General features: G+C 72.7%; 23 protein-coding genes. 9 read left to right on the top strand and 14 right to left on the bottom strand.

The window, feature by feature from the left end:
* Window positions 1-85 precede the first annotated feature (85 nt).
* Window positions 86-1,474: a CehA/McbA family metallohydrolase gene (locus AB0F40_RS23335; protein WP_357473387.1), complete on the top strand. Its 1,389-nt coding sequence runs from the start codon at window positions 86-88 to the stop codon at window positions 1,472-1,474.
* Here AB0F40_RS23335 and AB0F40_RS23340 read toward each other — a convergent pair.
* The 6 genes from AB0F40_RS23340 to AB0F40_RS23365 all read right to left on the bottom strand — a co-directional run bounded on the left by AB0F40_RS23340 (window position 1,464) and on the right by AB0F40_RS23365 (window position 7,607).
* Complete coding sequence (locus AB0F40_RS23340; protein ID WP_357473390.1) at window positions 1,464-2,888, bottom strand: MFS transporter; 1,425 nt, start codon at window positions 2,886-2,888, stop codon at window positions 1,464-1,466. The genes AB0F40_RS23335 and AB0F40_RS23340 overlap by 11 nt on opposite strands.
* A gap of 14 nt (window positions 2,889-2,902) precedes the next feature.
* The gene (locus AB0F40_RS23345; protein ID WP_357473393.1) at window positions 2,903-3,778 is read right to left on the bottom strand and encodes a ChbG/HpnK family deacetylase; all 876 of its coding nucleotides are present in this window, start codon (window positions 3,776-3,778) and stop codon (window positions 2,903-2,905) included.
* A gap of 76 nt (window positions 3,779-3,854) precedes the next feature.
* Window positions 3,855-4,448, bottom strand: coding sequence for a hypothetical protein (locus tag AB0F40_RS23350; RefSeq protein WP_357473396.1), 594 nt, complete (start codon window positions 4,446-4,448; stop codon window positions 3,855-3,857).
* Between the two features lie 306 nt (window positions 4,449-4,754).
* A complete protein-coding gene (locus AB0F40_RS23355; protein ID WP_357473399.1) occupies window positions 4,755-5,525 on the bottom strand; it encodes a hypothetical protein in 771 nt (256 codons plus the stop codon).
* Between the two features lie 232 nt (window positions 5,526-5,757).
* Window positions 5,758-6,453: an FMN reductase gene (locus tag AB0F40_RS23360; RefSeq protein ID WP_357473402.1), complete on the bottom strand. Its 696-nt coding sequence runs from the start codon at window positions 6,451-6,453 to the stop codon at window positions 5,758-5,760.
* Complete coding sequence (locus AB0F40_RS23365; protein WP_357473406.1) at window positions 6,450-7,607, bottom strand: LLM class flavin-dependent oxidoreductase; 1,158 nt, start codon at window positions 7,605-7,607, stop codon at window positions 6,450-6,452. The genes AB0F40_RS23360 and AB0F40_RS23365 overlap by 4 nt, the downstream gene beginning before the upstream one ends.
* A gap of 363 nt (window positions 7,608-7,970) precedes the next feature.
* Here AB0F40_RS23365 and AB0F40_RS23370 point away from each other — a divergent pair, with 363 nt between their 5' ends.
* On the top strand, window positions 7,971-8,315 hold the full coding sequence (locus AB0F40_RS23370) for an RNA polymerase-binding protein RbpA (protein ID WP_026365682.1): 345 nt from the start codon (window positions 7,971-7,973) through the stop codon (window positions 8,313-8,315).
* Between the two features lie 142 nt (window positions 8,316-8,457).
* Here the strand turns inward: AB0F40_RS23370 and lnt are convergent, their stop codons facing one another.
* The 8 genes from lnt to AB0F40_RS23410 all read right to left on the bottom strand — a co-directional run bounded on the left by lnt (window position 8,458) and on the right by AB0F40_RS23410 (window position 19,076).
* A complete protein-coding gene (gene lnt / locus AB0F40_RS23375) occupies window positions 8,458-10,143 on the bottom strand; it encodes an apolipoprotein N-acyltransferase (protein ID WP_357473409.1) in 1,686 nt (561 codons plus the stop codon).
* Window positions 10,144-10,270: 127 nt separating this feature from the next.
* The gene (locus AB0F40_RS23380) at window positions 10,271-12,112 is read right to left on the bottom strand and encodes an amidohydrolase family protein (RefSeq protein ID WP_357473412.1); all 1,842 of its coding nucleotides are present in this window, start codon (window positions 12,110-12,112) and stop codon (window positions 10,271-10,273) included.
* A gap of 65 nt (window positions 12,113-12,177) precedes the next feature.
* Entirely contained in the window at window positions 12,178-15,165 is a 2,988-nt protein-coding gene (locus AB0F40_RS23385; protein WP_357473414.1) for a DEAD/DEAH box helicase, read from the bottom strand.
* A gap of 158 nt (window positions 15,166-15,323) precedes the next feature.
* Window positions 15,324-16,097 (bottom strand): twin-arginine translocase subunit TatC, encoded by a 774-nt coding sequence (gene tatC / locus AB0F40_RS23390; RefSeq protein WP_357473417.1) that lies wholly within the window; start codon window positions 16,095-16,097, stop codon window positions 15,324-15,326.
* A 4-nt stretch (window positions 16,098-16,101) separates the two neighbouring features.
* The gene (gene tatA / locus AB0F40_RS23395) at window positions 16,102-16,443 is read right to left on the bottom strand and encodes a Sec-independent protein translocase subunit TatA (RefSeq protein ID WP_357473420.1); all 342 of its coding nucleotides are present in this window, start codon (window positions 16,441-16,443) and stop codon (window positions 16,102-16,104) included.
* 171 nt (window positions 16,444-16,614) lie between these two features.
* Window positions 16,615-16,947, bottom strand: coding sequence for a hypothetical protein (locus AB0F40_RS23400; protein WP_357473423.1), 333 nt, complete (start codon window positions 16,945-16,947; stop codon window positions 16,615-16,617).
* A gap of 46 nt (window positions 16,948-16,993) precedes the next feature.
* Window positions 16,994-17,986 carry a WYL domain-containing protein gene (locus tag AB0F40_RS23405; protein ID WP_357473426.1) on the bottom strand — a complete coding sequence of 331 codons (993 nt, stop codon included), beginning with the start codon at window positions 17,984-17,986 and terminating at the stop codon, window positions 16,994-16,996.
* Window positions 17,979-19,076: a WYL domain-containing protein gene (locus AB0F40_RS23410; protein ID WP_357473428.1), complete on the bottom strand. Its 1,098-nt coding sequence runs from the start codon at window positions 19,074-19,076 to the stop codon at window positions 17,979-17,981. Before AB0F40_RS23410 ends, AB0F40_RS23405 begins: the two co-directional genes overlap by 8 nt.
* A 34-nt stretch (window positions 19,077-19,110) precedes the next feature.
* Here AB0F40_RS23410 and AB0F40_RS23415 point away from each other — a divergent pair, with 34 nt between their 5' ends.
* The 7 genes from AB0F40_RS23415 to AB0F40_RS23445 all read left to right on the top strand — a co-directional run.
* Window positions 19,111-20,397 carry a DUF3866 family protein gene (locus AB0F40_RS23415; RefSeq protein WP_357473431.1) on the top strand — a complete coding sequence of 429 codons (1,287 nt, stop codon included), beginning with the start codon at window positions 19,111-19,113 and terminating at the stop codon, window positions 20,395-20,397.
* On the top strand, window positions 20,394-21,146 hold the full coding sequence (locus AB0F40_RS23420) for a DUF4129 domain-containing protein (protein ID WP_357473434.1): 753 nt from the start codon (window positions 20,394-20,396) through the stop codon (window positions 21,144-21,146). The genes AB0F40_RS23415 and AB0F40_RS23420 overlap by 4 nt, the downstream gene beginning before the upstream one ends.
* Window positions 21,143-21,652: a hypothetical protein gene (locus tag AB0F40_RS23425; RefSeq protein WP_357473436.1), complete on the top strand. Its 510-nt coding sequence runs from the start codon at window positions 21,143-21,145 to the stop codon at window positions 21,650-21,652. Before AB0F40_RS23420 ends, AB0F40_RS23425 begins: the two co-directional genes overlap by 4 nt.
* Window positions 21,645-22,631 carry a MoxR family ATPase gene (locus AB0F40_RS23430; RefSeq protein WP_357473439.1) on the top strand — a complete coding sequence of 329 codons (987 nt, stop codon included), beginning with the start codon at window positions 21,645-21,647 and terminating at the stop codon, window positions 22,629-22,631. Before AB0F40_RS23425 ends, AB0F40_RS23430 begins: the two co-directional genes overlap by 8 nt.
* A complete protein-coding gene (locus tag AB0F40_RS23435; protein ID WP_357473441.1) occupies window positions 22,628-23,992 on the top strand; it encodes a DUF58 domain-containing protein in 1,365 nt (454 codons plus the stop codon). The genes AB0F40_RS23430 and AB0F40_RS23435 overlap by 4 nt, the downstream gene beginning before the upstream one ends.
* Window positions 23,989-24,600 (top strand): hypothetical protein, encoded by a 612-nt coding sequence (locus AB0F40_RS23440; protein WP_357473443.1) that lies wholly within the window; start codon window positions 23,989-23,991, stop codon window positions 24,598-24,600. The genes AB0F40_RS23435 and AB0F40_RS23440 overlap by 4 nt, the downstream gene beginning before the upstream one ends.
* Before the next feature lie 38 nt (window positions 24,601-24,638).
* Window positions 24,639-25,239: DNA starvation/stationary phase protection protein (locus AB0F40_RS23445; RefSeq protein ID WP_357473446.1), on the top strand; the 601-nt coding region annotated here is incomplete at its 3' end.

Below are 25,239 nucleotides of genomic sequence, written 5' to 3' on the forward strand. Positions count from 1 at the left end.
CGACGTACCAGGTACGTCGAGTCAGGGCCGCAGTACCGACAGACGTTCGCGTGATCTCTGGCAAGGCACGCCGTAGCCTCGAGGCGTGACCCGCGAGGAACGCCGCCTGCGCCTGTCGATCGACGACCAGATCGAGAACCGGTATCTCGAGGTGCCGTTCGAGATACCGGCGGGGCGCACGCCCGGTGGCCTGGAGGTCACCCTCGCCTACGACCGGGAGGCCGCGGTGATCGACCTGGGCTGCCGCGATCCGGAACGCTGGCGCGGGTGGTCGGGCGGCGCGCGGTCCCGCTTCGCGATCACGCCGGGCGCCGCCACCCCCGGGTACGAACCCGGCGAGCTGGTCCCGGGCCGGTGGGCGGTGGTCCTCGGCCTGCACGGGATGCCTGCCGAGCCCGTCGACGTCACCGTCACGATCGCTACCGGGGTCGACGCCGGCGCGGTCGAGGACGAGCCACCCGCCCCGCCCCCGCCGTCGGGCAGGGGGACGGGTAGCTGGACCGGTAGCGGTGGCAGCAGCAGTGCCGGTGCCCGGGCGAACGGGCGTGCGCCGGGCCGGACCCGGCTCAGCCGGGACCTGCCCGCACCGGACGGCCTGACCTGGTACGCGGGCGATCTGCACGCGCACACCACGCACTCGGACGGGACGCTGAGCATCGCCCAGCTCACGGCGGCGGCCGCGGGCCGGGGCCTGGACTTTCTCGCCGTGACCGACCACAACACCGTCTCCCACCACGCGCACCTGCCGGGCGTGGGCGCCGCGTACGACGTGTGCCTCGTTCCCGGACAGGAGGTGACCACGCACGCCGGCCACGCCAATGCGTTCGGTGACATCGGCTGGGTGGACTTCCGGCGTCCGGCCGCACAGTGGCTGTCCGACGTCGAGGAGCGGGGCGGCCTGCTCTCCGTGAACCATCCGGTCCAGGACGACTGCGGCTGGCTGTATCCCGTCCAGACCGGTTTCGTCGAGCTGTGGCACATCTCGTGGTTCCTCGACCTGACGGCCACGGGCCCGTGGGCGTACCTCCGGGCGGCGGCCGGGTTCCGGGAGGCGCACGATCGTCCTGTCCTGCTGGGCGGCAGCGACTTCCATACGCCTGATCAGGGCTTCCCGCCCGGCACGCCCACCACGTGGGTCGCCGCAGAGGACCGCACGCCCGAGGCGATCCTCGACGCGGTCCGCCATGGGCGGACCGCCATCAGCCGGTTCCCCGGGCCGGGCGAGCCGGCTCTGGTGCGGGTGGGTGACGACCTGGTCGCCGTCGACGCGGACGGGACGGTCCTGGTGGACGGCCCCGCCTCCGGGGGATCCCTCACCCTCGGCGGACCGCTCGATCGCGCGGACCGGCCCGGGAACGGCAGCGGCCGACGACGCCGGGTGCGCGGCGACCGGGTGGCGTTCTCCGCACCGCCCGAGCACGGCCCCTACCGCCTGGAGGCTGCCGACCGGACCCTGCTCGCGATCAGCGCGTGACAGGTACGGAGCCCGGCGCGGGATCCGGTCCGGCCACCGGACCATATGGCGAGCCCGCATCCTGCGGCGCGGGCGGCAGGCGGATGAACCGGGAGACCGTCGTGCCGATCACGAGGAGGGCGAACGGGTACAAGGACAGGTATACCCGGAACGCCTGCCCGGGGTCCGGTCCGGGGTCGCTTCCCGAGCGGTAGCCGAACCACACGGCCAGCGATGCCAGCGCCCCCGCGGTGACCAGGCCGTTGAGCCGGCCCAGCACACCGAACGCCGCCAGGAAGAGGCCGCTGCGGTGGGTGCCGTGGCGCGCGGCGTCGGCGTCGAGCACCCGGGCGACGACGACGTCGTTCGTGGCGAGGAGCCCGGAGTACCCGACGGCTACCGAGAGCCCGCCGAGGATCCCCGTGAGCAGGTCCGTCGCGAAGTACATCGGCACGAACCCGACGGCCGCGACCGGCAGCGCGAGCCGCCAGGTCCAGGCGGCGCCCTTGCGCCGCACCACGGCGGCCCACACGCTCAGCATCCCGATCGACACCACGATCACGACCAGCTGGAGGATGCTCGCGTCCAGCGCGGAGCCGCCCAGCGTGTGGTCGACGTACAGCTGCAGACCGCCCAGGACCAGCGCCATCGCAGCCCCGTAGCAGGCGTTGACCAGTCCGACCGTCCAGAAGTGCGAGGTCGACAGGATCTGTCCCACCGACCGGAAGAACACCGGCCTCGGCTCGGCGTCGAGCGCTGGATCCTCCCGCACGCCGAACGCCATCCAGAGGATCACCACCGCCGACACGACCCCGAAGATCACCGCGAGACGCCCGTAGCCGACGGCCGAGCCTTCCGTGCCCAGCACGTTCCGGGCCAGGACCGGCGTCAGCGCCAGGGCGATCACCAGCGCGATCAGCTGCGCGCCCTGCCGCACCGCGTTCGCCGTCGCCCGACGTCGTTCGTGGGAGAACAGCTCCGGCAGGAGGGCGCCGTAGCTGGCGTTGATCAGTGAGTCGGCCATCTCCGTGGTGATCGCGAACACCGCGAACCACACGGCGAGCCCCACCGCGGAGTCGGCCACCGGCCCCGGCACGGAGAACAGTGCGACCGTCGTGCAGGCCAGCACCAGCGCACCGGTCACCAGGTACGGCCGACGCCGCCCCCACCGGGACCGGGTGCGGTCCGAGAGGTACCCGAACACGGGGTTGTCCAGCGCGTCGAGCACCCCGTACACCGCGTACACCGTCGCGTAGACGACGGCGTCCAGGCCGAGCAGCTCGACGTACACGTAGAGCATCGAGCCCTTGACGAGATTGATCGGCAGCGAGGTACCGAACATGCCGGCGCCGTAGCGCAGCGGCGACGTCCGTTCCTGCGCCGTCCCTTCCGTGGGCGCGTCCGACGACGCGCCTGCCGCTCGTTCGGCGTCCATGCCGGCGAGCGTACTCACCAACGGGCGACGAGGTCGATGCCCTGCCGCTCGATCTCCCGGACGAAGACCGGGTCACCCAGCAGGCGCAGCTCCCACGTCCGCTTGCGCCACCACCCCGCGGACTCCGCTCGCAGACGCGCCGTGTCCGGGGCCGGGTGCAGGAAGAGCTCGCTCGCACCCTCGGGCATCCGCGCCAGCAGCCGCACGTAGTAGCCACGCAACGACCCGTAGTCCCGGGCCTCCGCGTCACCGCCCCGGTGGGTGGCGATGACACGCGGCAGGCGCACCCCCACGGCGTCCGCCGCTGCGACGCCGGTCGCGTGCCGGGTCCGGACGGCGGCGGTGGCCAGCTCCGGGTCGTCGTCGCCGTACAGCTCCAGGCCGCGCGGCAGCCGGAACGCCAGGCCGCGCTCTGCGCACACCCCGATCGCCTCGGCGAGATAGGAGCGGCCCAGCAGCCCGTAGAGCGTGCCCTGGTGGGAGTCCAGGCGGTTCGGCGCAGGCGAGCCGGCGGCGGCGGTGGCCCACACCAGCGCGTCCACCTGAGCGGTGACCCGGTCGACGACGTCGTCGAAGCCACCCTCCGGCGCGGGCGTCGGCAGCACCACGTGGACGCCCGGGGCGACGTCCGGGGCCGAGCGGGCGCAGAGCTCGACGGCACGTGTGGCGCCTGGGTTCGCCGGCCCACCCGGCACAGCTCGTGCCCCGCCCGGCACAGCTCGTGCCCCGCCCGGCACCGCTCGTGGCTCGTGCTGCTGCCAGTGGTCCGGATGCGCCGTGATGACACTGACCGCGGTCAGTGGTGATCCGGCGAGCAGAGCGGCGATCTCGCGGTCGGCATCGGGATCGGTGCCGGCGTCGTCAGCGGTGAGCACGAGACTGCGCGTCATGCGTCCAGTCTGGCGCAGCTGGTGTCCGCTTGAGCCTCGGGCGTCCGGGACCGGACCAGAACGGGTCGGGTACGGGTCAGGACCGGCCGATCACGCTCGTGCCGAGGGCTTCTCCTGCCTCCCCGAGCTGGACCTCGAGCTCCCAGGGCGTGGTCACCTGCGGGATGGCCGCGGGGACACAGGTCAGCGCCGCCGCGTGCAGGGTCAGGCTGGCACCGAGCGTGTCCGCCCGCCACACGCCGGGGCCGACCACCTCGAACTCCCCCGCCGCGGTGCGGTGCAGGACCACGACGTACTCCTGGCCCTCCTCCAGGACGGCAGACAGGCCGGCTCCCGGCGGTGACGACGAGGACCCGACCTGGGTGACGGCGAGATCTGCGTTCTTCGCCACCGCGCCGAGCAGCACCTTGCGCACCTGGAGCTCGGTGCGGGTGTACGGCACCCGGTCGACGACGTCGACGCTCGCGTCGCCCGCCTGCACCACGGCGACGACGTCGGCGTCGGCGACCAGCTGCTCGACCGTGTCGTACTCCTCGGGTGCGGTGATGTCGAGGGCGCCCGCGTCGGTCGTGCAGCCGCTGAGCAGCCCGGCCACCCCGAGCACAATGCCGAGCAGACCGCCGGACACAGCACCGGGCACACCGCGGGACAACCCCACCTGCCGTCGCATTGCCGGACCTGCCTCCCTCGTCCTGGTCGCCAAGCGCCTCGTTCGGCGCCCCCTCATGGAGAGAGCGACAGGACGTAGCGCGTGGTGCACCCGCTTGACGAACCCCTTGCGGCGCGCTCGTTCGTGCAACGAATGCTCCTCCGTTGCACAGAGTCAGGACAAGGGTCCACGCCGACGAGCCGCGCTCCATCGGGCAGGCGATTTACCACGATGTGAAAACCCGGCGGAACGCAGGAGAACGTCCCGGTGACCTGCACGGAAAGGGCCGGCCTCCGTCGAGGTCGCGTCGGGTCGCCCGCAGCTTCGTCAGGCGGCGTGCGCCCTGCCGATCGCACGGACGAGGCCCGACGTGGAGATCGAGCCCTTGCGGTAGCGCTCCACCGCGGCGATGAGCGCCTCGCCGACGTCGCGTGGCACGCGCGAGGACTGGGCCACGGGATACCAGATCTCGCGCTCGAACACGCCGGTCCGTCGAGCCGGGCCCCGGTAGAGGCGTCCGGCGAGCGCCGGCGGTGCCGGAACCGGGGCGTGGACCGTGGCCCCCGCTGCCGCGCCGTGCCCGGCCGGTGGGGCCTGAGGCGCCGGTGGCGGTGGCGGTGGCGGTGGTGCGATGGGTGGGGCCGAGGGCGCCGGTGGCGCCTGAGCCGTCACGCCTGGCGACGGGGCCGGGCCCGGGGCAGGGCCCGGGGGAACGGGCGCGTGCCCACCGGTGGGCCCGGCAGAGGAAGCCGGTGACGTCTGCAGCGCGGGACGGTTCGCGAGGCGCGACGCCCGGTAACGGGATCCAGGGTTCCAGCGCAGGGTGGGCACCGGCGGCTTGGCCGGCCGGACGCCGCTGGTCTCGCGGCGGGGCGCGGGCGGGTCGAGGATTTCTGCCGTGTCCGAGGTTTCTGCCGTCGCTGCGGTGTCGGCCGCGTGCGCGGTCCGCAGCGCCGCCACGATGCGGGCGACGCGTCCGGGGTCCGCGTTCAACTGGTGCGCATGCACTTCCTGCGCGTGAGTTCCCTGCGTGTGGTTTTCCTGAGGGTTGTCCGCGCTCGAACCGTCCGAGACCTGGCTCTCCGTGCCGTCCGCCATGACCGCTCCCTCACCATCGAACCCGGCCGCGACCAGCGGCGACCGCTGTCCCATATGTTCCCTGCCCTGGCTCGGGCGTGCAAGCCCCTGTCGCGATGCGCGCCCCGGCGCCCAGGTGGCGGTCGAGCGCGGTGGCCAGGAGCGGCGGCAGAGCCACGTGACCCTGCCACGTGCAGGATCACGGCCTCGGCTTCCGTCGAGCCTTGGCTCGGGCCTCAGCTTCCGCCGAGTCTCATTCTCCGCCGAGCATGTCGAGGAAGCTCGGGGTGCTGGAGAACGGGTCGGCCGGCTTCTTGTGGTCGCCCCGGGCGAACACGAGTCCGGCGAGGGACCGGCCTGCCCGCTCGATACGCTGCGGCAGGGAGCTGCCCTCGCCGTCGCGCCCGCTGGTGTTCGCGGCCTGTGCCCAGTCGTCGGTCGCTGCGAAGACGGACGTCGTGACGACGTCGGCCCGCAGGTAGGTGAACAGCGGACGCATCGAGTACTCGAGCGCGAGCGAGTGGCGTGGTGTGCCGCCGGTGGCGCCGAGCAGCACGGGCATGCCCGTGAGGGCTTCCTTGTCGAGGATGTCGACGAACGACTTGAACAGCCCCGAGTAGGTGGTGGTGAACAGCGGCGTGACGGCGATGACGGCGTCGGCCTGGGTGACGGTCTCGACGGCCCGGGCCAGCTCGCCGGTCGGGAACCCGGTGAGCATGGCGTCGACGATCGCGTGGCCGTGGTCGCGCAGCTCGATCATCTCGACGGTCACGTCGTGCCCGAGCGCCTCGAGCTCGCGCACCGTGGCGCCGGCCATGCGGTCGGCGAGGAGCCGCGTGGACGAGGGCTGGCCGAGCCCGGCGTGCACGACGGCGATCGTGCGGTGGTCGCGCTCCTCGGCGGCCTCGGTCACGTCGGTGGACCGGGTCCGGTCGGCGGCCTCGGTCATGACAGCACCTCCTCGGCCCGCTTGCCGGTGTACTCGTCGCCGCCGTCGCCGACGTGCGTGGCACCCGTCGCGCCCTTGGCCTGGGCAGCGGTGACGCGCTCGGCGTGCGTGGGCGGGTTGGCCGGCACACCCTCGGGGCGCTTTGCGTCGGCGATCTTGCGCAGCTCGGGCACGACGTCGGAGGCGAGCAGGTCGATCTGTTCGAGGACGGTCTTGAGGGGCAGGCCCGCGTGGTCCATGAGGAACAGCTGGCGCTGGTAGTACCCGACGTCGTCGATGAAGGACCCGTAGCGGTCGACGACCTGCTGCGGCGAGCCGACGGTCAGCGGGGTGTCGCGCGTGAAGTCCTCCATGCTGGGGCCGTGGCCGTAGACGGGCGCGTTGTCGAAGTAGGGACGGAACTCGTCCCAGGCGGCCTGGCTGTTCTTGCGCAGGAACGCCTGGCCGCCCAGGCCCACGATCGCCTGGTCGGCGCGGCCGTGGCCGTAGTGCTCGAACCGCTGGCGGTAGAACTGGACCATCTGCTTGGTGTGGGTCATGGGCCAGAAGATGTTGTTGTGCAGGAACCCGTCACCGTAGTAGGCGGCCTGCTCGGCGATCTCGGGGCTGCGGATCGAGCCGTGCCACACGAAGGGCGGCACGCCGTCCAGCGGGCGCGGGGTCGCGGTGAAGCCCTGCAGCGGGGTGCGGAACTTGCCCTCCCAGTCCACGACGTCCTCGGTCCAGAGGCGGCGCACGAGCGCGTAGTTCTCGATGGCGAGCGGGATGCCCTGGCGGATGTCCTGCCCGAACCACGGGTAGACGGGGCCGGTGTTCCCGCGGCCCATCATCAGGTCCATGCGCCCGTCCGAGATGACTTGGAGCATCGCGTACTCCTCGGCGATGCGGACCGGGTCGTTGGTCGTGATCAGCGTGGTCGCCGTCGACAGGGTGATGTTCTTGGTGACGCCGGCGAGGTAGCCGAGCATCGTCGTCGGACTGGAGGCAACGAACGGCGGGTTGTGGTGCTCACCGGTGGCGAAGACGTCGAGGCCTGCCTCGTCCGCGTGCTTCGCGATGGTGAGCATCGCCCGGACGCGTTCGGTGTCGTCCGGGGTGTGCCCCGTCGTCGGGTCCGTCGTCACGTCACTGACACTGAAGATCCCGAACTGCATGATGCCGCGCTCCCCTGATCGTGGTGCTGATGCTGCTCGTACCGAGCTGCTGCCGTATCGAGCTGTCCATGCAGATGCATGCACACCCCCGTCAACCTGCTGCTAGCCTCGATTGTTCCCACCTGGCATTGTTCCTACCCGGCTCCTGCCCGGCCTGCTCCGACCAGCCTCGACGCACGTGAGATCGCGCACATACGCGCCCATTTTGCCCGGAGTGCGCTTGCGAGCGCACATCCGACGCGTAGCCTGATCAGACGGCTGGAAAGATGACGGCCGGAACGGCTGGAACATCACAGAGGGTCCCCGCGTTGGCACTACGGACCTTTCTCCGCCACCTATCCCGACAACCCTCTGGAGGACATCGTGCCCGACCGGTCCCTGCGCGGTATGAGCATCGGTAGTAAGAGCATGGAGTCCGACGAGGGCGTGGACTTCGCCCCTCGGTTCCAGGCCTACTACGACTGCCCCAACGGCCACACCATCATCCTGCCCTTCGCCACCGACGCGGACGTCCCCCCGATCTGGGAGTGCCGCTGCGGCGAGGAGGCCCTGCTGCGCGACGCCGAGAAGCCGGAGCCCAAGGCGACCAAGCCGCAGCGCACCCACTGGGACATGCTGCTGGAGCGCCGCACCGTCAAGGAGCTCGAGGACCTGCTCGACGAGCGCCTCGAGCTCCTCCGCGCCGGCAAGCTCCGCCGCTCCGCCTGACAGCTCCCAGCCGGCGGTCCCGCGACCGTCAGCGGAAACCGTCAGCAGCGACTGACAGCAGCAGAACGACCGTCGGGTCCAGGCCACAAGGCCCGGACCCGACGGTCGTTCTGCTGTGCCTACCGGGCGCCAGCCACCTCCGTCATCCCCTGCGTCGCAACCCGCCCACGACACCTGCCGCGACCAGCACCACCGCGAGACCACCGACCACCCAGCCCGGCCAGTACCCCGCCGCCACCGCCGGCGTGATCGACGACCGCAACGGCAGGTTCGCCACGAACACGTCGTCCGTGAACAGCCCCGTGCGCCGCACCACCGTGCCGTCCGGCGTGATCACACCCGACACACCCACCGTCGAGATCTGCACCGCCGCCCGGCCCGTCGTGATCGCCTGCATCCGCGACATCGCCAGCTGCTGCGTCGACTCCGCCGTGAACCCGAACGACGCGTTGTTCGTCGGGATCACCAGCACCTGCGCCCCCTGCACGACCGCGTCCCGGACGATCTCGTCGTACGCCACCTCGAAACAGATGACCGTGCCCATCCGGTAGGCACCCAGCCCCAGCCGGCTCGGCACCTCCACCACCGGCGGATTCACCCCCGCGATCATGTCCGTCCGCACCCGGTCCACCTGGTCCGAGAACAACCGCAGGACCGACCGCATCGGGATGTACTCACCGAACGGCGCCGGATGCTGCTTCGCATACCGCCCGATCACCCCGTTGCCCGCCTGCCACAGCAACGACACGTTGTACCGCCCACCCGCCTGAGGGAATTCCTGCGCCCCCACCAGGATCGGCGCCCCGACCGCCGCAGCCGCCGCGTCCAGGCCCCGCGCGACATCCGGCGTCGTCTGCGGATCCAGGTCGCTGCCGTTCTCCGGCCACAGCACCACGTCCAGCTCACCCGCATAGTCCTCGGCGAGCGCGTACGTCCCCTCCAGATGGTTGTTCAGCACCTCGGCCCGGTTCGCGAACGCCCCGAGACCCGGCTCCCCCACGTTGCCCTGCACCGCACCCGCCCACAGCGTCCCGTCCTGGGCCAGATCGCTCCCGGCGTCGTACACCTCGTCGCCCTCGGGCGTCTCGACGGGACCGGCGCTCGCGGACGTGGGCAGCGGCAGGACGAGCGGCACGACGGCGACCGCGGCACCCAGCGCGAGGGCCCCGACGGCGCGGCCCACGTCGCGTGCCGGCGTGCTGCGCCGGGGTACCCGCGCCTGCGCTGGGCCCGCCTGCGCTGGGCCCGCCTGCGCTGAGCCGCGCCGCGCCGCGCGGACCAGGCCCGCCACTGCCAGAGCGAGGAGCACGCCCGCGAACGCGACGAGCAGGCTCACCGCGACGGTGCCGCCCAGCCAGGCGGCCCGCCCGGTCGGGGCGCCGGACATCGACCACGCGAGGCGGCCCCAGGGGAATCCGCCGAACGGGATCTCGGAGCGCCACTGCTCCACGGCGACGAAGAGGACGGAGAACGCGGCGGCGAGCCGCCAGCCACGCCGGCGCAGGAACCTCGCGCGACGCACCCAGGTCCACAGCGCGCCGAACGCCGCGAGGAACAGGGCCTCGACGGTCGACACGGCGATCCATGGCGCGGTCTCGGTGGACTCGTGCGCCCACCACAGGTGGGGCAGGAAGAACGCGAGGCCGAACAGGAGGCCGATCAGGAAGTTCCACCAGGCGCTGTCCCGCCCGAGCGACCAGTACAGGACGGCCACGGCGACGAAGGCCGCGGGCCACACCCCGGCGTCCGGGAACGCGGCCCAGAGCACTAGCCCACCGGTCACCGCGAGGAACAAGGACAGCAGCCGGGACGGCTCGGGCAGACGCACGCCAGCAGCCTACCGGCGTCGGTCGGCGAAGAGTCCGCCTCGAGAATGACCTGGGGTACCGATTCCACCGTGGATCGGTACCCCAGGTCATTCTCGAGACACGGTGGACTATCCCGCGAGTCGCCGGTCAGAAGGTGTCGTGCAGGACGACGCCGTCGCGGAGGGTGTGCAGGCATTCCGGCTCGACGGCGTCCGGGGAGAGGTCCGGGAGCAAGGGGGTGCCCGCACGGGCTTCCTCGCTCCAGGAGCTGAGGCGGCCGGGGGCGGCCTGCACACCGAGCTGTTCGGCACGCCAGACGGCGAGGTGTGCCGGTGCACCGACCCGGAGCTGTCCGGCGCCGGTGTGGTCCAGCCCGGCGAGGCGCCAGCCGCCGCGGGTGTGGGCACGGAACGCGGCGCCGGCGGAGATCCGCTGGTCGGGGTCCTCGTGGCTGGTCGCCGCGCGCACGCCCTGCCAGGGGTCGACGGGCGTGACCGGGGTGTCGGAGCCGAACGCGAGCGGCACGCCGGCCTGGGCGAGGTCGGCGAACGGCATGAGGGAGCCGGCGCGCATGGCTCCGAGCCGGGAGGCGTAGACGCCCTTGCTGCCGCCGAAGGCCGAGTCGAACGCCGGCTGGACCGACAGCCCGACGCCCTGCACCAGCAGCGCGGCGAGGGTGACCGCGTCGACGAACAGGCCGTGCTCGATGCGGTGGTGCCCGGCGCGCACCGCGCTCTCGCTGGTCAGCTGGGTGGCGATCTGGAGCCCGAGCACCATGGTGTCCATGGCCCGGTCCCCGATGACGTGGAAGGCGGCCTGCACACCGGCGGCCATCCCTCGTGCGTCCTGCCCGCGCGCGCCCTGGACCGCGGCCAGGTGGTGGGCGATCTGCTCGGCCGACAGGTACAGGTTGCCGGTCCAGGGTGTGCCGTCGGGGTTGGTCAGGGCGCCGGTGAAGGTGCCGGACGACGGGTCGACGGGCAGGTCCGAGTAGGGGCTGCGCAGGGCGGCGGTGCGTGAGCCGACGGAGCCGTCCACGTTGAGGTCCCCGCCGATGCCGGTGAGGAACGGCAGCTCGGCGAGCAGCGCGCGGGCGTCGTCGGTGGTCTGGCACAGCTCGCCGCGGTAGGCGGCCAGGTGCGGCAGGGCGGGCACGCCGTCGTCGGACAGGGCCTCCGCGGTCATCGAGTCGGCGGTCATGGCGTACAGCTCGGCCAGGCCCGCGCGGGTGTCGAGGTGCTCGCCGCTCATCTCGTGCACGGACACGATGCCGCGGGCGGCCCACGCGGCGAGGGTCTCGCGGTACAGGCGGGTACGGCGTTCGGGCGACAGCGCGTGGGCGACGTCGCGCACGGTGTGGTGCAGGTCGGCGGTGACCAGCCCGGTGTCGGCGGGGGCGTCGGACCAGCCGGAGCCGGACATGCCCATGCCGGTCCAGGCGGGGTCGCGTTCGATGCCGGCCCGCGTGGCCATCGACGTCGAGACCACTGCTGAGTGCACGTCGACGCGGGCCGCGTACACGGGGCGGCCGCCGCAGGCGTCGTCGAGCTCCTGCCGGGTGAAGGTGCGCTGCTCGGGCCAGGCCTGCTCGTCCCAGCCGAAGGCGAGCAGCACCTGGTCGCCGGACGGGTCGGCGGCCGCCAGCCGGCGGGCGCCGTCGTGCAGGGCGGCCAGGGCGTCGGCGAGGGAGTGCACTCCCCCGGCGGGTGTGAGGTCGACGGCGTCGCTCGACAGGCCGGTCTCCAGCACGTGGGCGTGCGCGTCGACGAACCCGGGGGTGACCAGCGCGCCGTCCAGGTCGATGACCCGGTCGGCGCGCGCGGCAAGGCCCGCCGCGGTGTCGTTGGCCCCGAGCCACGCCACGACGCCGTCGTCGACGAGGATCGCTTCGGCGAAGGGGTCGGCGGAGGAGTGGATGACTCCGTTGCGGTACAGGATCGATCGAGCGGCGCGGGACGGGACGGCGCTGGACCGGACGGGCTGGCTCACGATGGAACTGTATGCGATCCCCCGGCCCGGTGCCGAGATCAGCGGGTCTCGGCACCGGGTGCCGGTCAGAGGCTGGAGTAGGCCACCACGCCGCGCAGCACCGCGTCCTGCGCCTTGCGGGCGGTCGTGCGCAGCTTGTCCGACGGCGCAGCGCCACCGAGCTGGTCGAGCACGTCGATGACCTGCTTGCACCAGCGCACGAAGTCGCCGGCAGCGAGGTCGGAGCCGCGCAGCACGCTGTCGAGGTTCTTGCCGGACGCCCACCGGTACATGGCACCGACCAGGCCGAGGTCGAGCGGTCCGGTGGCGTCGATGCCGTGCGCCTCCTCGAGGTCGTCGACCTCGGACCACACACGCTGGGTGTCGTCCAGCACGCCGGCGAGGCGCCCGGTGGGCCCGCCGGGGATGTAGGGGTCGGGGGCGTCGTCGCGGCGGCTCTGGTAGACGACGGTGGACACGACGGCGGCCAGGCCGGCCGGGTCGAGCCCGTCCCAGACCCCGCGGCGTAGACACTCGGCGAGCAGCAGGTCGTTCTCTGCGTACAGGCGGCGCAGCCAGCGGCCGTCGTCGGTCACGCGGATCCTGCCGGGTCCTTGCCCGGCACCCGTCCCGGTACCGGCCGGCCCGCTGTCGTCGGGCCCGTTGCCCGTTCCGGTGCGCTGCAGGTAGCCGAGCGTGAGCAGCACGTCGAGGGTGCGGTCGAAGGTGCGGGCGATGGAGCCCGTGCGGCCCTCGACGCGGCGGACGAGCTGGTCGTGCTCGCGCTTGAGCTTGTTCCAGCGCTCGGCCCAGCGGGCGTGGTCGTCGCGTTCGGGGCAGGCGTGGCACGGGTGTGCCTTGAGGGCCTTGCGCAGGCGGGCGAGCTCTGCGTCGGTCGAGGCGTCGGACCGGCGCCCGGCCAGGGCCTTGCCGCCGCGTGCGGCGCTCCCGGCCCGCCGGCCTGGCGGGCTGCTGGTCGAGTGCGCGGCGGGGACGTCGTCGGCCAGTGCGCCGAGCGCGTTGCGCATGGAGGAGACGAGGTCGCGGCGGGCGTCGGGCTTGCGGGGGTTGAACGCCTTGGGGATCTTGACGGTGGTGACGGTCTCCAGGCCGGCGGGCGCGTCGGCGAGGGTCAGCTTCTTGACCTGGCGTTCCTGGGTCAGGACGGTGGGGCGGGGCCCGTCGAACCCGCCCGGCTCGCCGGGGTCGAGGACGAGGACGTACCCGCGCCGTCGCCCGGTCGGCACCTCGACGACGTCGCCGCGGCGCAGCTGTTCCAGGGACGCGACGATCTCGGCCCGCTGGGCGCCGGACGCCGCACGGGACAGCTCCTTCTCGCGGTCCTTGATGGCGCGGCGCAGGTCCATGTACGCGCCGAAGTCGCCTTCGGTGCAGGACATGGCCTTGGCGTACCCGTCGAGGGCCTCGGCGTGCGCCTGGGCCTGCTTGGCCAGGCCGACGACGCCGCGGTCGGCCTGGAACTGCGCGAACGAGGTCTCCAGGACCTCGCGGGCGCGGTCGCGGCCGACCTGGGCCACGAGGTTGACGGCCATGTTGTAGGTGGGCCGGAAGCTGGACTTGAGCGGGTACAGGCGCTTGGACGCGAGGCCGGCCAGCGCCACGGGGTCCAGCGCGGGGTGGTCGACGACGACGGCGTGCCCCTCGACGTCGATGCCGCGGCGTCCGGCGCGGCCGGTGAGCTGGGTGAACTCGCCGGGGGTGACGGGCACGTGGCTGGTGCCGTCCCACTTGACGAGCTTGTCCAGGACGACGGACCGGGCGGGCATGTTGATGCCGAGCGCGAGGGTCTCGGTGGCGAACACGACCTTGACCAGGCCGCGCGAGAACAGGTCCTCGACGGTCTCCTTGAACACGGGCAGCATGCCGGCGTGGTGGGCGGCGACGCCGCGGGCCAGGGCTTGCGACCAGGACCAGTAGCCGAGCACGTCCAGGTCCTCCGGCGGGATGGCGGCGGTGCGCTCCTCCACGACGGACCGGATGGTCGCTTCCTCCTGCGGGGTGGTCAGCCGCAGCCCGGCCTTGAGGCACTGGTCGACGGCGGCCTCGCAGCCCGCGCGGGAGAACACGAAGTAGATGGCGGGCAGCAGGGCGTCCGCGTTCAGGGCGTCGACGACGATGAACCGCGGCGGGGTGCGCCGGCTCGGCCCGATGCCGCCCCCGCTGTCATCGGTGCGGCGCCCGTTCCCGCCTCGGTAACCGCGGTCACCTCGGCCGCGGCCGCGTCGGCCGCCGGGCCCGCCACGGTAGTCGCCGGGGCGGTTGCCGCCACGCCCGGACCGGAACGCGGCGGACAGGTCAGGGTTGATGGGCGGGCTGGTGCCGGGGTCGGTCGGGTCGACGTGCCCGGCGTACAGGTCCAGGAGGCGCGGTGTGCCGCGCGGCTCCGGGGAGGACATGAGGACGTGCTGCCACAGGGGCACGGGCCGGCGCTCGGAGACGACGACGGCGGTGTCGCCGCGCACCATCTCTAGCCAGTCGCCGAACTCCTCGGCGTTGGACACGGTCGCGCTCAGCGAGACGAGCTGCACGTCGTCGGAGAGGTGGATGATGACCTCTTCCCACACGGGTCCGCGGAACCGGTCGGCGAGGTAGTGCACCTCGTCCATGACGACGTAGGCGAGGCCGTCGAGGGTAGAGGAGCCCGCGTACAGCATGTTGCGCAGCACCTCGGTGGTCATGACCACCACGGGCGCGTCGCCGTTGATCGTGGTGTCGCCGGTGAGCAGGCCGACGTTGTCGGGTCCGTGCCGGCGCACGAGGTCGGCGTACTTCTGGTTGGACAGCGCCTTGATGGGCGTGGTGTAGAACGCCTTGCGGCCAGAGGCCAGGGCCAGGTGGACGGCGAACTCGCCCACGACGGTCTTGCCGGCCCCGGTCGGGGCCGCCACGAGCACGGCGCGGCCTTGTTCGAGGGCCTCGCAGGACTGCACCTGGAAGTCGTCGAGCTCGAACCCGATGACCTCCCGGAACCGGGTCAGCTCGGGGTGCTCGGCCGCTGAACGGCTCTGTGACCGGAAGGCCGTGTACCGCTCGGCGGGGCTCAGGTCGCTCATGGGCACAGCCTACGGTCCCTGTCCGACAGCCCGAGTCCGACAGCCCGAGTCCGACAGCCCGAGTCCGACAGCCCGAGTCCGACAGCCCGAGTCCGACAGCCTGGGCGCGACAGCCTGGGCGCGACGGGCCGCACCCAGGCTGCCGGTCAGGCTGTCGGTCAGACCTCGACGTCGGCGAGCCGCTTCTCGAGGCGCTTGTCGTGCAGCATCGAGACGCCGACGGCGCCGAAGTACAGGACGCAGATCGGCAGGGCCACGAGGATCATCGTGAGCGCGTCCGGTGTCGGCGTCATGATTGCGGCGAACGTGAACGCGACCAGGATGGCCCACCGCCAGCCGGCGAGCAGCGCCTTGGCGGACATCAGGCCCGCGAAGTTGAGGCCCACGAGCAGCACCGGGGACACGAACGCGATACCGAAGGCGAGCAGGAGCCGCATCACCAGGCTCAGGTACATCTGGGCGTCGGTGAAGTTGGTGGCGTCGTCGGGCAGGAAACCAGTCAGGATCTGCACGGCGTGCGGGATGACGACCCACGCCATGTACGCGCCGCCGAGGAACAGCGGCACCGAGGCGCCGACGAACCCGTACGCGTAGTGCTTCTCGCGCTTGTTGAGCCCTGGCGTGATGAAGGCCCACACCTGGTACAGCCACCACGGGCAGGACACGAACACGGCGAGGAACAGGGCCGCCTTGATCTTCAGGTCCAGCGCCGATGCCGGTCCGGTGAAGTTCAGGGTCACGTCGTTGCCCGTGAGCTCGGACGCCCGCTCCAGGGGTTGCTGGAGCGCGACGAGCAGCGGCTCGTACAGGACCCAGCCGGCGATGCCGCCGAGCAGGAGCCCTGCTGCGATGAGGACGAAACGTTTGCGGAGCTCGAGGAGGTGCTCGAGCAGGGGCATGCGGCCGTCGGACGGCCGCCTCGTACGTGCCACCGGGTCAGGCCTTGGGGATGTCGCGGTCCCTGTTGGTGATCAGGCCAGGTACCGAGTCCGTTCCCGTGCTCGCGCCTGCGCCCGTCGTCGAGCCCGTGGTGGAGGTGGTCGAACCGCCCGGCGCGTTGTCGGCTGCCCGGTTGTCGGCCCGGTTGTCGCGCTCGTCCCGACCGGCAGAGCGGTCCGCGTCGTCGGAACCGTCGTCACGCAGGTCCTTGATCTCCTTCTTGAAGATCTTCATCGACTGCCCGACGCTCTTGGCCAGTCCCGGCAGGCGGGTGGACCCGAAGAGCAGCAGGACGACGACGAGCAGGACGATCCAGTGCCACGGCTGCATTGCGCCCATGGTGACTCCTTACGGTGCGGTGCTAGTACGCGGTGTGATGCGGATATGCCCGATCTTACGCGGACCAGCGGGGCACAAAGGTAGCCCTCCGGTGGACGGAAGGTGGCGAGGGCCCGGAACGCCCGCCAGAACCGCGCGAATCCGGGCCCGCTCACTGTTCGAGCACCTGTGTCAGTCGTTGAAGTGTTTCCACTTCTGCCAGGTCACCACGTGCCGCGCCCGGCGCGCGTCCTTGCGCACGCCGCGAGCGGCCCGCTGCGCGTGGGCGCGCTGGTAGTGGATGGTCACGTCGTCGAACAGGCTCGGTCCGGCGTGCTGCGAGGTCGCCGCCTCGCGCGCCTGGTCGGACAGCTTCTGGAGCCGGTCGGCCGACTCGCCGATACGGCGCGACGCCCGGCCCAGCTCCTCCATCAGGCCCATAGCTGACCGCCAGAGATAGCGGGCCAGAAAGAACGCTCCGACGAGGCTGCCCACGATCAGCAGGGTCCACACCCAGAACCACATGGTCGCCAAGCCTAGTGCCGAATTGTCGATGTGGCTGCTTCCGGGGTCATCTGATCGGTATCGGGTCGGTGCCGTAGAGGGTCAGCGCGTCGGCCGCGGCGCCCGCTACGTCGTCGGCAAGGGCCTTCGGGGAGACCGACCGCACGTACGGCGCGAGCTGGATCAGGGTGCTGCGCAACCAGCCGGGGTTGGTGACGCGCAGGGTGACCTCGAAGTCGCCGTCGGGCAAGTTACGGACCGACTCGACCGGGACCTCCTCGGCGAACCACCGCGCCCGGGGCGCGAACCGGATGGTCGCCAGCGGTGACGAGCCACCCGCGAACAGGGCCGCGAAGTCGATCTCGGCCGACGGCTCCCCCACCCCGGGATGGTCCTGCACGAGGACGTCGGTCTCGGTGGCCTCCAGGATGCGGTCGACCCGAAAGGTGCGCGGCGCGGCGGCGCGGTAGCACCAGGCGGCGAGGTAGGCGTACTCGTCCTGCGTGTGCAGGCGGACGGGGTCGACCTCCCGTTCGCTGACGACGTCCGACGACGTCACGTACCGGATCCGCAGCCGGTGCCGCGCTGTCAGCGCCGACGTGATCGCCGCGACGACCTGCCGGTCGCCGCCCGGCGCGAGCCGCACGTCCACGGCGTTCGCCGCCTCGCCGGTCGCGTCGGTCAGCTTGCGCAGCGCGGACTGGACGACGGCGGACCGGGCCGGGTCCGCCTGGACGGCACCGGTGGCCCGCATGGCCCGCAGGGCAGCGACCAGCGCCACGGCCTCCCGGGTCCCGAGCCGCAGCGGCCGGGTCATGCCCCGCGCCTCGGTCAGGTGCACGACACCGCGGTCGATGGACGCCGCGTCGAAGTCGATCAGGTCGTCGGGCCAGTACCCCGGGGTACCGGAGACCCAGAGCGCGTCGACGTCCTTCTGGATCTGAGCCGGCGTGGTCCCGAACCTCCTGGCGAGGTCGGCCACGGACACGGGCCCTGCGCCGTCGAGGTAGGCAACGATGCCCAGCAGGCGCAGGAGCCGGTCGTCGGCGCGCTCAGCCACGGAACACCCCACCCTCGGCGCCCTGACGGGCCGGTGGCGCACCCAGCGCCGCCGCGGCGGTGAGCCGGCGCAGCGTCTCGGTCCGGACGGGCTCCGGTTCGAGCACGACCAGGGCCGCCCCGTACCCAGCCGCCTCGGACGCCATGCCGCTCATCGACCGGTACGGCACCTCGAGGATGTCCCAGCCCGCCCGGTCACCGGTCGACGCCCCGGCCGGGTCGGGCAGGCGCTCGCTGTAGGTCTGGCGCTCGCCGTCAGGCACGGGTTTGGCGCGGGCGCGCAGCGCTCCGGCGCGTTCGGGGCGGACGGCGACCACTGCCTGCCTGATCTCGCCGTGCGCCTTGCCGAGCATGACGTCGGTCTCGAAGTCGGGGATCTCGTAGGCGCGGGCGGGGCCGGTGATGCGGACGCGCGACTCGATGCGCGACATGCGGAACACGCGGGGCGCCTGCCGGTCGCGGTCGAAGCACATGAGGTACCAGCCGCCGTCGCGCGCCGCGATGCGCCACGGCTCGACGTGCCGGGTCAGGACCGCTCCGTTGTACGCGGCCCGGTAGCTGAACGTCACCGCCCGGCGAGCCTCGATCGCCTCCATGAGGGGACCGTAGGCGTCCCCGACGGCACGCACGGACGGCGCGAGCCCGGCCAGGGCGTCCGCGGACGGGTCGCCGGCGCCCGCGGCGCGCAGCTTGACCATGGCGCGGTTGATGTCGGTCTGCAGGGTCTTGTCCTGCCAGAACTGGGCGGCCAGGGACAGCACGCCGAGCTCGGCGGGCGTGAGGTCGATCGACGGCAGCGCGTAGGCGTCCTGGTCGATCCGGTAACCGAGCTCGTCGGTGTGCCCGCCGGTCCCGACCGTCACCACCGGGATGCCCAGGGCGCGCAGCATGTCCTTGTCCCGCTCGAACATCCGCTCGAACGCCTCACCGCTGGGCGCGTCGGCGTACCCGGCCACAGCGGTGCGGACCTGCTGCTTTGTCATCGCCGCGTTGGTGTTCACCAGCGCGATGACAAGGTTCAGGAGCCGCTCGGCGGGATTCAGGCCGGGTGACGGGGCGGACTGCTGCGTGGGGGGCGGATCGATGGGCATCGAGACAACGGTAGCGTTCGGTAGCCTCCACCCTGTGATGACGTGGCGGATCGGGACCGTGATTTCCACAGGCAGGTCGTGGCGGGGGGCGCGTGAGCTCGAGGTGACCCTCGACCGGCCCCTACCAGGGCACGGTGCCGCGGCAGGAGACGGAGCGGGGCGCGACGTCGGCGCCGACATAGGTGGCGACGGCACGGCGGGACCCGTGACCGTGCGGGCCCTCGCCTACACCGACCTGGTGGGCGACCCCGCCCCGGGCGACGCGCTGCTGCTCAACGTGTCCGCCCTCGCCCGCGGGCTCGGCACCGGGGGGTACGCGCTCGTCGTCGGCCCCGCCGCGGCCGCCACCCACCTGCCCCCCGACCCCGCCCCGGGACCCGGCCACCTCGTCAAGGCCCGGTACACACCGCTGCAGACCATGGTGCTCGGCGTCGACGAGCAGGAGTCACCGCACCACACGACCCTCGCCGACGCCGACAGCCTCGACGGCATGCCCGTCGTCGTCGCCGACCTGCACTCCGCGCTCCCCGCGGTCGTCGCCGGCCTGCGGCACGCCGCCGGCACGTCCGCCGCCAGCCTGAAGATCGCCTACATCATGACCGACGGCGGCGCCCTGCCCGCCGCGTTCTCCCGCACCATCGCCGCCCTGCGCGACGCCGAATGGCTCACCACCTGCATCACCGTCGGGCAGGCGTTCGGCGGCGACCTCGAAGCCGTCACCGTGCACACCGGCCTCCTCGCAGCCCGGCACGTCGCCGCGTGCGACATCGCCGTCGTCGCCCAAGGACCCGGCAACCTCGGCACCGGAACCCGCTGGGGCTACTCCGGCGTAGCCGCCGGCGAAGCGGTCAACGCCGCAGCCACCCTGCACGGACGCCCCGTCGCCGCCCTGCGCGTCTCCGGAGCCGACCCCCGCGACCGCCACCTCGGCATCTCCCACCACTCCCTGACCGCCTACACCAGGGTCGCCCTCGCACCCGCCGACGTCCCCGTCCCGGCACCGACCACCGACGTCGAGAACCTGCCCGCCTGGGGCGCCCAGCTCACCCGGCGCATCCGCGAACAGGCCCGGACACTGACGCAGGAGCCGCCGCAGGAGCCGACCCAAGGCCCGGCCCGGCCCACCAGCAACCACCGGCACACCCTCGTCGACATCCCCGCCGACACCACCCTCCTCGACACCCTGCGCACCTCCCCCGCCGGGCTACGCACCATGGGCCGCAACCTCGACAGCGACCCCGCCTCCTTCGTCACCGCAGCCGTCGCCGGCATCCACGCCCACCGGCTCACCAACCCCGACGCCACGACCCAGCCCGCATGAGCCCCACCACCCGCCTGACCAGCACCCTCCTGCTGGTCACCGTCGTCGTGCTCGGCGTAGCCACCGCCACACCCTGGCGCTTCGACCCACCCCAGACCGCCACCCCGGAACTCAACATGCCCGAACAGCTCCTGCCGGCACAGACCAGCAGCCCCACCCCGCTCACCCCACCCCCCGACACCCCACCCACCGACATCCGCTGGCTCGGCATCACCGCCGCGATCCTCCTCGGACTCCTCATCGCCGCCGTCCTCACCCTCGCCGTCCGCAAGCTCCTCGCCCTCCACCGCGCACGCACCACCACCACACCCGACAACCTCACCGGCGGCAGCACCACCACCGGCACCCTCGCCGACGACGTCGACCTCCCCGAGCTCCAGGACGCTGTCTCCCGCGCCCTCGCCCACCTCGACGGACACGCCCGCCCCCGCGACGCCGTCGTCGCCGCCTGGGTAGCCCTCGAAGACGCCGCAGCCCGCGCCGGCGCCCACCGCAACCCCGCCCAGACCCCCACCGAGTTCGCCGGCGCCGTCCTCGCCACCACCCCCGCGCCACCAGCCGCCGTCGCCCGCCTACGCACCCTCTACCAACGAGCCCGCTTCACCGACCGACCCATCGACCGCGCCACCGTCAACCAGGCCCGACAGGCGCTCGCGGACATCGCCAGGAGCCTCGACGTCGACGACATCGAGCCCGAGCCCGACGACCGCTCCGTCCACCCCGGCACCCCACCGCAGGGCAACCCATGAGGTCCTGGAACTGGCGCCGCATCATCACCGTCACCGTCCTGGCCACCCTCGCAGCCGCCGGACTCGTCCACTGGCACATCGTCGACCTCGGGCACGCCGCAGCAGCCGCCACCCTGGCCACCGCGATGAGCATCCTGTGGTCCGCCACCGAACCCACCACCGGACACACCACCAGCGACCCCGAATGGCCCCGCACCCCCGTCGAGGCACGCGCCGGCGGACGACACGACGTCTCCGACCTCGGCTGGTCCGTGTTCGGCCGCGACGGCCACGTCACCGACCGCGTCGTCCGCCGCATCAGAGCCCTCGCCGCCGACCGGCTCCGCGCGCACGGCATCGACCCCGCAGACCCCGCCGCGGAACCCGACGCCGAACGCCTCCTCGGCGCTCGCGTCCTGCGCCAGCTCAAGTCCGGCCAGCCCCCCACCGCCCGCACCGTGAAGACCTGGCTCGACGCGATCGAACGTCTCGCAGCCGCACCCACCACCGAGGAGCACCGTGCCTGACCAGAACATCCCAGCGCCCCTGCCCGTCACCGACGTCGCGGCCCTGGGCGAACGCGTCCTCACCGAGGTCGGCACCGCCGTCGTCGGCATGCGCGACGCGCTCCAGGTGGCCCTCGCGACCATCCTCGCCGGCGGACACGTCCTCTTCGAAGACGTACCCGGCCTGGGCAAGACCCTCGCCGCGCGCTCCCTGGCCACCGCGCTCGGCCTCGACTTCGCGCGCCTGCAGTGCACCCCCGACCTGCTGCCCGCCGACATCACCGGCTCGTCCGTCTTCGACCCCGCCACCCGCACCTTCGAGTTCCGCCCCGGACCCGTCTTCACCGGCCTGTTCCTCGCCGACGAGATCAACCGCACCGCACCCAAGACACAGTCCGCGCTCCTCGAGGCCATGGCCGAACGACAGGTCTCCATCGAAGGCACCAGCCGCCCCCTGCCCAACCCCTTCCACGTGCTCGCCACGTCCAACCCCGTCGAGTACGAAGGCACCTACCCCCTGCCAGAGGCCCAGCTCGACCGCTTCATGGTCCGCCTCGCCGTCGGCTACCCCGACCCCACGCAGGAGACCGAGGTCCTCACCCGCCGCCTCGCCCGCAGAAAGGAAGCCGCCCCCGTCACCCAGGTCGTCGACCCAGCGACCGTGCGCGCCATGCAGGCCGGCACCGAAGCGGTCCCCGTCGACCCCGACGTCGTCCGCTACTGCGTCGACCTCGCCGCAGCCACCCGCGGCCACCAGGCCCTCGAGGTCGGCGCATCGCCCCGCGGCTCACAGAACCTCGTCCTCCTCGCCCGCGCCATCGCCGTCCTCGACGGACGCGACTACGTCCTGCCCGAGGACGTCAAGCGCGTCGCCGTACCCGTCCTCGCCCACCGCATCACCCTCACCCCCACCGCCTGGGCATCGGCCACCCGGCCCGAGACGATCGTCGCCGACCTCCTGCACACCGTCCCCACCCCCGCCACGGTCCCCACGCGATGACCATCGGCGGCACCATCGTCACCCGCGGCCGCACCTCACTGGACACCCCCACGGACGGACACCACGGCTGGCGCCCCACCTCCGCACACACCGCCGCCGTCGTCACCGGCATCCTCCTGCTCACCACCAGCGTCATCGCCGGCCGCGCCGACATCGCCCTCATCGGCATACCCGGCCTCCTCGCCGCCACCTGGGCCCGCACCAACCGACCCACCACACCCCCACCCGCGACGCTCCACGAACCACCCGGCACCGCCACCCCCGGCGAGCTCACCGCCACCCTCCACCTGCCGGGCACCACCACCGCCGCCGACATCGTCCACGTCCGCGTCACCGCCACCGGCCACCGCGACGCCCACCTGGCACTCGCAGCCCACCCGCACGGACGACACGTCCCCCTACGCCTCTCCTCCGTACGCACCGGACCCCAGGAGACGTTCACCGTCGACCTCCGCGGATCCCGGCACCACACCTGGGAAGAAGAACCCACCCAGGTCGGCGGCACACCACGGCTCGTCCTGCCCGCCTCCGCACCACTCGGCCGACTGCCCCTGCCCCACCGCCTGCGCGGCCTGACCGGACCACACTCCGCACGCCGCCTCGGCGACGGCGCCGAGCTGCGCGACATCCACCCCTTCACCCCCGGCGACCGGCTACGCAGGATCGACTGGCGCACGACCGCCCGCCGCTCCCCCGACCTCGACACCCTGTACGTACGCCGCACCTACGCCACCGCCGAAGCGACAGCAGTCCTCGTCGTCGACTCCCGCGACGAAGTAGGACCCGACATCCGCACCTGGCGCGGCTACGGCACCCTCCGCGTCGACGAACCGACCTCGCTCGACCTCGCCCGCCACGCCGCAGCCTCCGTCGCCCACGCCCTCGTCGAAGCAGGCGACCGCGTCGGCCTCGAAGACCTCGCCCGCCGACGCCGCCCGCTGCCACCCGCCTCCGGCCGCCGCCACCTACGCCGCCTCGTCCACGGCCTCGCCCTCGCCCACCCCAAGGACCGCGCCTCGGTACACCGCGTACGCCCACCCCAGCTCCCCGCCGACGCCATCGTCTACCTCTTCACCACCCTGCTCGACGACGAACCAATCCACCTCGTCCGCACCTGGCGCGCCGCCGGCCACCCCGTCGTCGTCGTCGACACACTGCCCGACATCCACCCCGTCATCGAGAACCACCTCGCGATCGCCTGGCACATCGCCCGCCTCGAACGCGAGAACCGGATCGCCACCCTCGACCGCGAGGGCATACCCGTCATCAGCTGGGCCGGATCCGAACGCGACCACGCCACCGTCCGGTTCGAAGCCCTCGCCCGCGCAGCACAACGCCACGTACCCGGACGCGTCCCATGAACCCCCTCACCGAGCTCACCGCACGACTCCACCGCCTCAGACTCCGCCTCACCGACCCCGCCCACCGACCACTGCCCGACATCACCACCCAGACCGGCCCCACCCTGCGCGGCTGGGCGCTCCGCCTCGCCCTCCTCGTCCTCACCCCCCTCCTGCTCCTCACCGCCGCCGCCCGCACCCCCGACATCCCCGACGGCGTCACCTGGACCATCGCCGCGCTCAGCACCGGCCTCCTCCTCGCCCGCCCCACCCCGACCACGGCCGGCGGCATCACCGTCGTCGCCGCAGTGCTCCTGTGGGGCTTCACCACCGAACCGCTCGACCCCTGGGCACTCGCCGTCGCGCTCCTCGCCTACACCCTCACCCGCACCACCTGGTGGGCAGCACACGTCCCGTTCCACGGACGCGCCGAGATCTCAGCACTGCTCGTCGGCTGGCGACGCGACCTCGTCGTCCTCGCCGCCACCGGCCTCCTCGGGGCGCTCGCGATGCTCGCGTCCGGCGCGACGGTGCCCGGCGCCGTCCTGCTCGCCGCGCTGGCGATCGTCGGGATCGCGTTCCTCGCGCTGGCGACCGGCGGCTCCCCGCGTGACGATGGACGCGGCTGACATCCGCCCGAACCCGTCGCCGCACGAGAGGACCCCTCATGCCCCGGAAGCTGCCCCGCTACACGGTCCCGTCCCTCACCCCTGAGCAGGGAGCCAAGGTCGCGGAGATCCTCCAGCAGCGGCTGCACGCGCTGAACGACCTGCACCTCACGCTCAAGCACGTGCACTGGAACGTGGTGGGCCCGCACTTCATCGGCGTCCACGAGATGCTCGACCCGCAGGTCGACGCCGTCCGCGCGATGGTCGACGAGATCGCCGAGCGCATCGCCACGCTCGGCTCCGCGCCGGTCGGCACCCCTGGCGCCCTCGTCGCCGCGCGCAGCTGGGAGGACTACGAGCTGGGCCGCGCTCCGGCGATCGAGCACCTCGGGGCGCTCGACGACGTCTACGACTCCGTCATCACGGTCCACCGCAAGGCGGCCGACGACACCGCCGGCCTGGACGACGTGACGAACGATCTGCTCATCGGCCACCTGCACAAGCTCGAGCAGTTCCACTGGTTCGTCCGCGCGCACCTGGAGTCGTCGTCCGGGGCGATCCCCGAGCCGCCGGCGCGGGGCTCGGGGTCGGGCTCGGGCTCGGGCTCGGGGCGGGCGCCGGTGTGGGCGCGGCCTCGGCCTCGGGCTTGCTCGGTGCCGG

This window comes from Promicromonospora sp. NPDC023987 (assembly GCF_040639055.1).
In the GTDB taxonomy this organism is placed as follows: domain Bacteria; phylum Actinomycetota; class Actinomycetes; order Actinomycetales; family Cellulomonadaceae; genus Promicromonospora.

Excerpts from the sequence above, each read along its gene's own strand:
- AB0F40_RS23410 (WP_357473428.1), bottom strand. The coding sequence starts at position 19,076 with ATGCCCATCGATCCGCCCCCCACGCAGCAGTCCGCCCCGTCACCCGGC.
- AB0F40_RS23360 (WP_357473402.1), bottom strand. The coding sequence starts at position 6,453 with ATGACCGAGGCCGCCGACCGGACCCGGTCCACCGACGTGACCGAGGCC.
- AB0F40_RS23420 (WP_357473434.1), top strand. The coding sequence starts at position 20,394 with ATGAGCCCCACCACCCGCCTGACCAGCACCCTCCTGCTGGTCACCGTC.
- AB0F40_RS23440 (WP_357473443.1), top strand. The coding sequence starts at position 23,989 with ATGAACCCCCTCACCGAGCTCACCGCACGACTCCACCGCCTCAGACTC.
- AB0F40_RS23425 (WP_357473436.1), top strand. The coding sequence starts at position 21,143 with ATGAGGTCCTGGAACTGGCGCCGCATCATCACCGTCACCGTCCTGGCC.
- AB0F40_RS23400 (WP_357473423.1), bottom strand. The coding sequence starts at position 16,947 with ATGTGGTTCTGGGTGTGGACCCTGCTGATCGTGGGCAGCCTCGTCGGA.
- AB0F40_RS23385 (WP_357473414.1), bottom strand. The coding sequence starts at position 15,165 with ATGAGCGACCTGAGCCCCGCCGAGCGGTACACGGCCTTCCGGTCACAG.
- AB0F40_RS23435 (WP_357473441.1), top strand. The coding sequence starts at position 22,628 with ATGACCATCGGCGGCACCATCGTCACCCGCGGCCGCACCTCACTGGAC.
- AB0F40_RS23355 (WP_357473399.1), bottom strand. The coding sequence starts at position 5,525 with ATGGCGGACGGCACGGAGAGCCAGGTCTCGGACGGTTCGAGCGCGGAC.
- AB0F40_RS23350 (WP_357473396.1), bottom strand. The coding sequence starts at position 4,448 with ATGCGACGGCAGGTGGGGTTGTCCCGCGGTGTGCCCGGTGCTGTGTCC.
- AB0F40_RS23365 (WP_357473406.1), bottom strand. The coding sequence starts at position 7,607 with ATGCAGTTCGGGATCTTCAGTGTCAGTGACGTGACGACGGACCCGACG.
- AB0F40_RS23340 (WP_357473390.1), bottom strand. The coding sequence starts at position 2,888 with ATGGACGCCGAACGAGCGGCAGGCGCGTCGTCGGACGCGCCCACGGAA.
- tatA (WP_357473420.1), bottom strand. The coding sequence starts at position 16,443 with ATGGGCGCAATGCAGCCGTGGCACTGGATCGTCCTGCTCGTCGTCGTC.
- AB0F40_RS23345 (WP_357473393.1), bottom strand. The coding sequence starts at position 3,778 with ATGACGCGCAGTCTCGTGCTCACCGCTGACGACGCCGGCACCGATCCC.